Origin of the sequence: Sphingomonas sp. CCH5-D11, from assembly GCF_001557395.1 — a bacterium.
GTDB lineage: Bacteria > Pseudomonadota > Alphaproteobacteria > Sphingomonadales > Sphingomonadaceae > Sphingomonas.
Window position 1 is genome coordinate 1 of sequence record NZ_LSKH01000297.1, and the last position, 10430, is coordinate 10430.

8 protein-coding genes are annotated in these 10430 nt (G+C 68.1%); 4 read left to right on the forward strand and 4 right to left on the reverse strand.

Annotated elements, in window-relative coordinates; genetic code table 11:
* Positions 1–675, reverse strand: a 675-nt coding sequence (locus AX702_RS17990) for a P1 family peptidase (protein ID WP_231731933.1), incomplete at its 3' end; no start/stop codon positions are given.
* An 85-nt stretch (positions 676–760) separates the two neighbouring features.
* Positions 761–1534 (reverse strand): SDR family NAD(P)-dependent oxidoreductase, encoded by a 774-nt coding sequence (locus AX702_RS17995; RefSeq protein WP_066781822.1) that lies wholly within the window; start codon positions 1532–1534, stop codon positions 761–763.
* Between the two features lie 230 nt (positions 1535–1764).
* Between AX702_RS17995 and AX702_RS22215 the strand changes: the two genes are divergently transcribed.
* From AX702_RS22215 to AX702_RS18015, 4 genes are all read left to right on the forward strand, one after another.
* Positions 1765–2553 (forward strand): DUF1206 domain-containing protein, encoded by a 789-nt coding sequence (locus AX702_RS22215; RefSeq protein ID WP_066781823.1) that lies wholly within the window; start codon positions 1765–1767, stop codon positions 2551–2553.
* 46 nt (positions 2554–2599) lie between these two features.
* On the forward strand, positions 2600–3067 hold the full coding sequence (locus AX702_RS18005) for a YaiI/YqxD family protein (RefSeq protein ID WP_066781826.1): 468 nt from the start codon (positions 2600–2602) through the stop codon (positions 3065–3067).
* Positions 3068–3249: 182 nt separating this feature from the next.
* A complete protein-coding gene (locus AX702_RS18010) occupies positions 3250–5874 on the forward strand; it encodes an ATP-binding protein (protein WP_082746348.1) in 2625 nt (874 codons plus the stop codon).
* 325 nt (positions 5875–6199) lie between these two features.
* Positions 6200–8164 carry a S9 family peptidase gene (locus AX702_RS18015; protein ID WP_066781824.1) on the forward strand — a complete coding sequence of 655 codons (1965 nt, stop codon included), beginning with the start codon at positions 6200–6202 and terminating at the stop codon, positions 8162–8164.
* 61 nt (positions 8165–8225) lie between these two features.
* Here the strand turns inward: AX702_RS18015 and AX702_RS18020 are convergent, their stop codons facing one another.
* A complete protein-coding gene (locus AX702_RS18020; RefSeq protein WP_066781827.1) occupies positions 8226–8618 on the reverse strand; it encodes a DUF983 domain-containing protein in 393 nt (130 codons plus the stop codon).
* A gap of 199 nt (positions 8619–8817) precedes the next feature.
* On the reverse strand, positions 8818–10430 hold a 1613-nt coding region (locus tag AX702_RS18025; RefSeq protein WP_156455586.1), incomplete at its 5' end, for an autotransporter family protein.

Genomic DNA, 10430 nt, shown 5'->3' on the forward strand with positions numbered 1-10430 from the left:
GGAACTGGTGCCGATGCCGCCCTTGAAGCCGAAGGCGACGGTGCCGGTGCCCGCGCCAACGGCGCCTTCCGCCACCGCGCCGGGCCGGGCTGCGTCGATCGCCTGCCGCGCCGTGGCGATCGTCACGGTTCGGGCGCGAATGTCGTTCAGGAAGGAATCGTTGGTTTCGCCGACCACCGCATTCACTGACTGAACCTGCTCGTTGCCGGGCTGCTCCAGCGTCCATTCGATCGCGGCGGCGGCGGCTTCGGGGACGGACAAGGTGTTGGTGAGCAGGATCGGCGTCTCTACCTCTCCCAGTTCCTCCACCTGCGTGCTGCCGGCGAACTTGCCGAAGCCGTTGCCGACGCTGAACCCCGCCGGCACCTTGTTCTGGAACAGATTGTCGCCGTGCGGCAGGATCGCCGTCACGCCGGTATGGACGCGCGTTCCGTCGATCAGCGTGGCATGGCCCACGCGAACGCCGGCAACGTCGGTGATCGCGTTCAATGGCCCGGGCGTCAGGATACCGAAGCGAAGCCCGGCCTCGCGTGCGCGCGTTGCTGTCTGCCCTGCCTTGGCCGCCGGCGGCGCCTCTTCGATGCCATCGGCGCGTGATCCGGTGCTGATCGCCATCATCCCCCCGCTCAGCATGGCCCATCCGATCAACCGGGCGATCCGCCCCCGCTTCGCCATTGCTCGCTCCCCACCAGTCGTGCCGGCGGGTCTGCGCACATCGGCACTTGCTGTCCAGCGCCGATCCCGCCGCGCGCTTGCGCGGTCAGCGATCCTGCCCGCCGTCCACCGGCACGATCGCGCCAGTGACGAAGCTGGCCAGCGGGCTCAGCAGAAAGGCCGCCACGCTGCCGATCTCCTCCGGCTTGCCGAAGCGCTGCAGCGGCACCTCCCGCCGGATCCACCGCCACCAGCTTTCCGCCCGCGCGCCGGTTGACCGTTCTTCCCAGTCGCCGCCTGGGAAGATGATGTTGCCCGGCGCGATGGTGTTGACGCGAACGCCCTTCGGTCCCGCGATCACGGCAAGCTCTTTGGCCAGATGGCCCATCGCCGCCTTGGCCGTGCCATAGGTCAGCGGCGTGCCAAGCGCCGCGAGCCCGGCGATCGAGCCGATCATCAGCAAGGAGCCTTCGCCGCGCGGGGTCATGCGGCGCAGCACCGCCCGCGCCAGGAAAAAAGCAGAATCGAGGTTCTGCGCCATGCCGCCGCGCCATGTCGCATCGTCCACCTCGATGCCCGGCGGGCAGGGATGCAACCCCACATTGGCCACCGCGCCCCACAGCGGCCCCATGGTGGTTTCCGCATTGCCGATGATCGCCTCGACCTGTGCGGGATCGGTCATGTCGCCCGCCGCGCTCCAGATCGCATCGGCGCCATGGCGATCCGCCAGCCGGGAATGGGTGGCGGCCAGCGCCTCCGCGCCGCGCGCCGTGATCGCCACGCGCGCGCCCTCCGCGAGGCATGCCTCGACAATGCCAAGGCCGATGCCGCGGCTGCCCCCCGCCACGAAGATCGTCTTTCCGCTTAGCTGCAGGTCCATTCGCCTCTCTCCTGTTCCGCCCTCCTGTCGTCGGGCCGGCCGTGCGGCGCGCGGGATCGCCATGTCCCTTGCGCTGTTCCGCCAGCCCCGGTGATGGCAGGCACGCCGCGGCCGTGCACCGGAAAAATCACCGCGGTCGCGACAATGATCCCCACGCTCCCCGCCGATCCTGCCGCAGCCGGAACGAACCGCGCGATCCGGCGGTTTGCCCGGTCGAGAGGACTATTCGCATGAACGCCAGCGCACGGCTCACCACCCTCACCCGGCTCGGCTTCGCCACGCGCGGCCTGCTGTACCTCGTCATCGCCTTTCTGATCCTGCGCACCGGCCGGGCGGAGGATCCGGCGGGCGCGCTTCGCTACCTTGGCGAAAGCGGGGGGCAGTTGCTGCTTGGCGTGATGGCCGCCGGGCTGATCGGCTATGGCATCTGGCGCTTGTCGGATGCCGCCTTCGATATCGAACGCCACGGCACCGATCGGCACGGCACGCTGGAACGCGTGGGCGCCGCCGCCAGCGGTGTGGTGCACCTGTTCCTGGCGTGGCAGGCGATCCGCCTGATGCAGGGCGCGGCCTCGTCCGGCGACACCACGCAGGAGGGCGCGCAGACCGCGCTGTCGCTTCCGGGCGGCAGCTTTCTGGTCATGCTCGGCGGGCTGGTGCTGGTCGGCGTCGGCATCCTGCAACTGGTGAAGGCGGTAAAGGCGAAGTTCCTGGAGTATCTGGACCCCGCCGTGGCGCGTCAGCCCTGGGCGCAGTGGAGCGGGCGGATCGGCTATGCCGCGCGCGGGCTGGTCTTCATGATCACCGGTTATTTCCTGCTGCGCGCCGGGTTTGAGGAACAGGGCGAATCAGCGGGCGGCATGGACAAGGCGCTCGCCTGGCTGTCCAGTCCGTGGGACGTCGTGGTGGCGGTCGGGCTGCTCGGCTTCGGCATCTTCGGCCTTGTCGAGGCCCGCTATCGCCGCCTTCACGATGCGCCGGTCGACGGCATGGTGCGCCGCGCGATGGGCCGCGCCTGACACGGCCTCGATGTGCCATGGCGGCGCGCTGTGCCATGGAAGGGCGATGAACCCGATCAGAATCGTCGTCGACGCGGATGCCTGCCCTGTGAAGGAGGAGATCTACCGCGTCGCCTATCGGCTGGAGGTGCCGGTCACGATCGTCAGCAACGCCTATCTGCGCGTGCCGCAGCACCCGCTGATCAGCCGCATCGTCGTGGACGGCGGGTTCGACGCGGCTGACGACTGGATCGCGGCGCATGTGGATGCGGCAAGCGTCGTGGTCACCGCCGACATCCTGCTCGCCGATCGCTGCCTGAAGGCCGATGCCGGCGCGGTGATCGGCCCCAACGGCCGCCCCTTCACAACCAGCTCGATCGGCAATGCGGTGGCCGTGCGCGCGATCATGAGCGATCTGCGGGCGGGCGGCGACCGGGTCGGCGGCCAGCCCCCGTTCGGCAAGGAGGATCGTTCCCGCTTCCTGTCCGCCCTGGACGAGGCGGTCACGCGCCTGCAGCGGCTGCGTCGCGGCTGACGGGCAGGGATCGCGGCAGCGCGCTCGGCCGCGATCGGGCCGGCGTCCGGATCCATCGGGTGTCGCTGGCATTCATGACAGTCGGGCGCTAGGCGCCGGGTTGCGCAGTCGGAGCCAGCATATTGTCGATCGAAGTTCCCGCGAATGAAGCCTTTTCGGACGTCTTCGTCGGCGACAGCGAAATGGCGCGGCTCATGCGCTCGCACGATTGGGCCGCCACCTCGCTGGGAACGCCGGATCGCTGGCCCACCGCGCTCAAGGTCGCGCTTCGCCTCCTGCTCACGTCGCGCTTCGAAATGTGGCTCGGCTGGGGCCCGGACATCAATTTCTTCTACAACGATGCCTATCGCCCGACGCTCGGCACCAAGCATCCCCGCTCGCTCGCCGTTCCGACGCAAACGCTCTGGGCCGAGATCTGGGACGACATCAAGGACCGGCTCGCCACCGTGTACCAGACGGGCGAGTCGACCTGGGATCGCGCCCTGCTCCTGCTGCTGGAGCGCAACGGCTATACCGAGGAATCCTACCACACCTTCTCCTACAGCCCGCTGATCGGCGACATTGGCCGGGTCGAGGGCGTGTTCTGCGCCGTGTCGGAGGAAACCAACCGCGTCATCAGCGAACGGCGCCTCGCCGCCCTGCGGGAGCTCGCCTCCGGGCTGGCCGCCGCGCAGGAACAGGCGGAAGTGTTCGCCGCCATCGGCGCCGCTTTGTCGTACAACGACCGCGATCTGCCCTTCAGCCTCGTGTATCTGTTCCAGGACGATGCCGCGCCCGCGCTGGTGGCGTCCGCCGGCATCGCCCCGGATCATCCGCTCGCCGCCGCCGATCACTGGAACCTCGCTCGCGCATCCGCCGGCAAGGGCGCGATCGTGGAGGAGGCGCCCGCCGGCGATCTGCCGCACGGCGCCTGGGCCAGGCCGCCCCGCCACGTCGCCATCGTGCCGCTCGCCGGCCGGCGGAATCACCGCCCGCGCGGCGCCATCGTGGTCGGGCTTAATCCCTATCGTCCGGCCGACGACGATTATCTGAGCTTTCTGGAGCTGCTCGCCGGCCAGATCGCCTCCCGCCTCGCCAGCCTCGAGGTGATGGAGCGCCGCACCCGCGAGCGGGACCGGGTGCACGAACTGTTCCGTCAGGCGCCCAGCTTCATGTGCATCCTGGCGGGGCCGGAGCATCGCTTCGAACTGGTCAATGATGCCTATCTGCGGCTCGTCGGGCACCGCGATCTCATCGGGCTGCCGGTCCGCGAAGCGCTTCCGGAGATTGCAGGGCAGGGCTTCTTCGAACTGCTCGACGGCGTGTTCGCCAGCGGGGAGCCGTTTGTCGGGCGGAACTTGCCGGTCGCGCTTCAGCGTACGGCCGGCGATGCGTCGGAGGAGCGGTTCGTCCACCTCGTCTATCAGCCGACCTTTGACTCGAACGGCGCCGTGACCGGCATCTTCGTCGACGGCTATGACGTCACCGACCAGAAAAGCGCCGAGGATCAGCTGCGCCAACTCAACGATACGCTGGAACAGCGCGTCGCCGAGCGGACGGAGGAGCTGCGCATGGCGCTGGAGCAGCTTCACCGCGAGGCGCGCGAGCGCGAAACGGTTGAACAGGCGCTGCGGCAATCGCAAAAGCTGGAGGCGCTGGGCAAGCTCACCGGCGGGGTCGCCCATGATTTCAACAATCTGCTTCAGGTGATCAGCGGCAATCTCCAGCTCCTGACGCGCGATGTGGCAGGCCAGCCGCGCGCGGAAAAGCGCGTGGAAAACGCCATGGCGGGCGTGATGCGCGGCGCGAAGCTCGCCTCGCAGCTCCTCGCCTTCGGCCGGCGCCAGCCGCTCGAGCCCAAGGTGCTGAACCTCGGCCGTCTCGTCGGCAGCATGGACGATCTGCTGCGCCGCTCGCTGGGCGAGGATGTGGAGATCGAGACGATCATCGCCGGCGGGCTGTGGAACACGCTGATCGATCCCGGCCAGATCGAAAACGCCATCCTCAATCTCGCGATCAACGCGCGCGATGCGATGGCGGGCGGCGGCCGGCTGACGATCGAGGCCCGCAACGCCTATCTCGACGACGATTATTGCCGGCAGCATGATGATGTGCAGCCGGGGCAATATGTGATGATCGCCGTGACGGACACGGGATCGGGCATCCCGCGCGAGATCCTCGATCAGGTGTTTGAGCCGTTCTTCAGCACCAAGCCGGAGGGCAAGGGCACCGGGCTCGGCCTGTCCATGGTCCATGGTCTGGTCAAGCAGAGCGGCGGCCATGTGCGGATCTACAGCGAGGTGAACGAAGGCACCACGATCCGCCTGTACCTGCCGCGCGCCGTGCAGGATGAGGATCTGATCACCGATACCAGCGCTGCGCCGGTGCGCGGCGGCTCCGAGACCGTGCTGGTGGTGGAGGATGATGACGAGGTGCGCGACACCGCCGTCGCCTTGCTGTCGGAACTTGGCTATCGCGTGCTGAAGTCGCGCGACGCGGCGAGCGCGCTCAGCGTGATCGAAAGCGGCATTCCGATCGACCTGCTGTTCACCGATGTGGTGATGCCCGGCCCGCTGCGCAGCCCCGAACTGGCGCGCAGGGCGAAGGAGCGCCTGCCGCAGCTCGCCGTGCTCTTCACCTCCGGCTATACCGAAAACGCCATCGTGCATCACGGCCGCCTCGATCCGGGCGTCGAGCTGCTGTCCAAACCCTACACGCGTGAGGCACTGGCGCGTAAGGTCCGCCACGTCCTGGGCAAGGATGACGAGGCAGGCGCAACCCCGCTCCCGAGCGATCCGGCGCCCGAACCGCCAGCGCAGCCTTCCTGACCCGCCAACAACGACCGCTGCTCCCCGGCAAAGGCCGGGGCCCAGTCGGGAAAGCGCCAAGCCCTCCTGCACATCCCCGCCTCAGCGAACCGCGCACGAACCTGAAGCCTTCCCCTCGATCCGTTCGCCCCGGGCCAGGGCCACAAAAGCTGCGTCATCCCGGCCCTGCGCCGGGATCCACGGCTCCCCGAACGCAGCGGCTAGAGATGAGCGCACCCTTCCTGCCGGGAAGCCCTGTCCCCTACCGCCGCGGCAACGAGCGATCCCCACCCGCCCCGCGCTTGCCGCTTGACGCGGCAAGCATCCACGGCCGATCAAGACGGCCATGTTCAAGCACTTCGCCACCTCGCTCACCCTGGTCGCGCTTGCCGCCGGGGCCTCTGCTCAGACGACCAGCCCCGAACAGACCAGCCCCGCACCGATCGGCAAACGCCAGGTGGGCACCGCCACCCTTTCCGGCGTGCCTGAGATACCGGCCGACGTGCGTGAGGCGGTGCAGCGGTATCAGAACAGCCGCGCCGCGCAGTTCGAGGATTGGCTGCCCGATGGGTCGATGCTGATCGCCACCCGCTTCGGCGCGACGCAGCAGCTTCATCACGTGGCGAAACCCGGTGCCGCGCGCACCCAGGTCACCTTCGGGGCGGAGCCGATCGCCAGCGCCACAATGATCCCCGGCACCGACCGTTTCGTGATGATGCGCGACACTGGCGGCGACGAATGGTTTCAGCTCTACACGCGCGGCCTGACCGGCACGGCGCAGCAACTGACTGAGCCCGGCACGCGCAACCAGTCCGCCGTGTTCAGCAAGGATGGCACCCTTCTCGCCTGGGCGCGCGCCACCAAGGGGAGCGCCGCCTATACGATCCTCGGGCTGGATCCCAAGGCCGGCGGCGCACCGCGCACGCTGTATCAGGCAGACGGCGCCGTGGGCCCGGCCGACATCGCGCCCGACAAGTCGCGCCTCGTCTTCGTGCGCAGCCTGTCGAACCGCGAGGACCAGCTGTTCGAGCTCGATCTCGCCACCGGCAAGGCGCAGCGCATCGCGCCCAAGGCGGCGGCTGCGGTCTATCAGGAGCCGCGCTACCTGCCCGGCGGCAAGTCGCTGATCGCCATCTCCGATGCCGGCAGCGACACGCGCCAGCTGGTCGAGATCGACATCGCGACGGGTGCACAGCGCGTGCTGACGCCGGGGCTGAAATGGGATGTGGAAAGCTTCGACCTCACCGATGACGGCCGCGTGCTCGCCTATGCAGTGAACGAGGACGGCTTTTCGCGTGTGGTGGTGCAGGATCGCGTCACCCGCCGCGCCCTGCCGCAGCCGACCGTGCCCAAGGGCGTGCTGACGGCGCTGAAATTCTCGCCCGATGGGCAGCAGCTCGCGATCGGCCTCACCTCCGCCACGTCTGCCGGCGACGTATGGAGCTGGGACGTCACGGGCGGCGCGCTGACACGCTGGACCAGCTCGGAGCTGGGCGATCTCGATCCGGCGACGCTCGCCGAACCGGAACTGATCCGCTTCAAATCGTTCGACGGCCTTTCCGTCCCCGCCTTTGTCTATCGTCCGAAGGGCGTGGCGCCGGGCACGCGCACGCCGGTCATCATCGACATTCACGGTGGACCGGAATCGCAGACCCGCCCGATTTGGAATTATGGCGCGCAATATTTCGCCGATGTGCTGAAAGCGACGGTGATCCTGCCCAACGTTCGCGGCAGCGACGGCTATGGAAAGCGCTATCTCAATCTCGACAATGCCGAGAAGCGCGAGGATTCGGTGAAGGACATCGGCGCGCTGCTCGACTGGATCGGCCAGCAGCCGACTCTCGATGCGAAGCGCGTCGCCGTTTATGGCCAATCCTATGGCGGCTACATGAGCCTCGCCGTGATGACGCATTATTCCGATCGCCTGGTCGGCGGCGTTGAGCGCTACGGCATCAGCAACTGGATCACTTTCCTTGAACGGACCGAGGCCTATCGCCGCGACAACCGCCGCGCCGAATATGGCGATGAGCGTGATCACAAGATGCGCGCGGTGCTGCAGCGCGTGTCGCCGATCGCCGGCGTCGATCGCATCAGCAAGCCGATGCTGGTGATGCAGGGCGCCAACGACCCGCGCGTGCCTCAGCTCGAATCCGATCAGATCGTGGAAAAGCTGCGCGCGAACGGCAATGAGGCCTGGTACGTCCTCTTCGCCGATGAGGGTCATGGCTTTCTGAAAAAGCCCAACAACGATCTGCGGCGCGAGGTCGAGACGGTGTTCCTGCGCCGCCTGTTCGACCAGCAGTCGCGCTGAGCGACACTGCGGCGCGGTTCACGAACGACCCGCGCCGCTCGTCCGTTATCCCCCAGAAACTCTATTGGTCGAAGTCGCTTCGGCCCGGATCGGTGCCGTGCAGCTGCGCCCACAGCTTGCGCGTCCCCGCCTCCTGCGCGCGGTTCACATATTGCGACGCGACCAGCCATCCCTTGATCGGCCGCAGCGGCAGCAAGGTGCCGAGCGCCATGAACGGCACCGATGTGAGAAGGTGCACCCAGGCCGGCGGATCGAACGCCACCTGCACCCACACCACGAAGGCGATCAGCGGCAGCGCGCATATGCATAGTGAAAAGAACGCCGGCCCGTCGTCCGGTGCAGCAAAACGATAATCGAGGTCGCACGCGTCGCAGCGATCCACAATCGTCAGCCAGGATCGGAACATCTTCCCCTGCCCGCAACGCGGACAAAGTCCCTTCCAGCCGCATCGCATGATCCAGCGAAACTTGGCGCCATCCGTGTCGTGATCGGGCGGGGCAGAATGATCGTGTTCCACATCGCCGACATAAGCCACCTGTCCCACGACAGAATTGGACAAATTGTCCCTGTGCCGTGCCGGAGCTGACCGGCAGGGCTCACGGCGCAGCAATCATCATGCTGCGCCGTGAGGCCCGATCCGTCGCCGCCTTCGATCAGAAGCGCAGGCGGACGCCGGTGGTGATCGCTTCCTGATGATCGTCCCGGCCGGTCTGTGCGGATGCGGTGCTGAACAGGTCCAGCCCGCTCGTCAGGCGATAGGTCAGCCCCGCCGATACGGTGCCGACCGCGCGTGCACGCGACGCACCATAGGCCGTCAGCGACAGCGGCCCGCCGGCATAGCCCGCCACCGCGTCGCTACGTCGCCCCTCGATCTGATAGCGCACGCCCAGCCCGACGAACGGGCGGAACGCTGCGGTCGAGGCGTCGCTCCGCGCCACCGTCAGCCCACCGTCGATGAAGCCCGCAACATGCCGGTCGCGCGCCACCTGAAGCGCGAATGCGCCGCCATCCTCGTCCACGCCATCGCGCGTGGTGCGCAGATAGGTGACGCCCGCGCGTGGACGCAGCGACCATTCGGCATCCATGTCGATCGCATAGCTGACCGACAGGTCCGCGGCAAAGCTGCGCAGATCATAGCGCCCGCTCGCGCGCGATGCGCCCGGCAGGGCACGCGTGGTCGTGGCCTCGCCCCCGTCATAGAGCAGCGACGCCGTCAGACCGAGGCCGTTTGCCGCATAGCGCGCATGAACGCCGCCGACGAAGCCGTCATTCTCGGTCTGCGCACCCAGCGCGCCGATCGTCTGGCGCGAATCCAGGTAGCCGCCAAACACACCGATCGAGAAGTCGGCATTGCCGTAGCCGACGCCGCCGAGGAAACCGTAGCCGCGCGTGCGCGCCGCCGCCGTCCCCTCATCGGTGTCCGCGCCCAGCGAATGCCATTGCCCGACGATCTGGCCGAAGGTGAAGGGCCCCGCGTCCTCCCGGGCAGTAGCGAACGCCGGCCCGCGTGCGGCACTCGCCAGCGTCAGCGCATTGTCGACGCCGGCCTGCGTTGCCGACGCATAGGCCTCCGGCGTCAGCTGGGCGAAGGCGCGCGGATCGGATGCGCCACCGGCGGCGAGCAGCGCGGGAAGCGCCGCGAACAGGTCGCTGGTCGCCGGCTGTACCTGCAGCGTGGCGTTGGCATAGTTGATCGATCGCGCCACCTGCGGCGTGAAGCCAGCACCTCCCAGGAACTGTCCGAGCAGCTGGATGCGATCCGCCCGCTGGATGACGAAGCCGAACAGGTTGTCGGGCTTCAGCACATTGCTGTAGCTGCCGGTGATCCCCCCGCTTGCAACGATCAGGTCATAGGAGACGCCGGGGCGGATCGTGCCGCTGGTCGCCAGTTGCAGTGTCGCGCCCGCGGCGATGTTCAGCGATCCGTTCACCTGCAGGCGATCGGCGCTGGCGGACGCGATCTCGAACAGCGAAACCGACCCGGCGGCGAGCGCCACATTGCCGTTGACCGTCATCGTGCCGATGCTGGCGCCCGGGCTGAGCGTGCCGGCAACGGTGACGTTGCCATTGACCGTTCCGGCCGAACCGAAGGTGGCGCCGGGCGCCACCGTGATCTGCCCGGCATTGATCGTCGATCCTGCCAGGCCCGCCAGACGGCCGCCCGACAGGTCCGCGATGCCGAGCCCGGCAACGCCAGAGATGGTGACGAAGCCGCCCGTCTGGACATAGCGTTCGATGCCGCTGACGCTGCCGAACGCCACCGGCG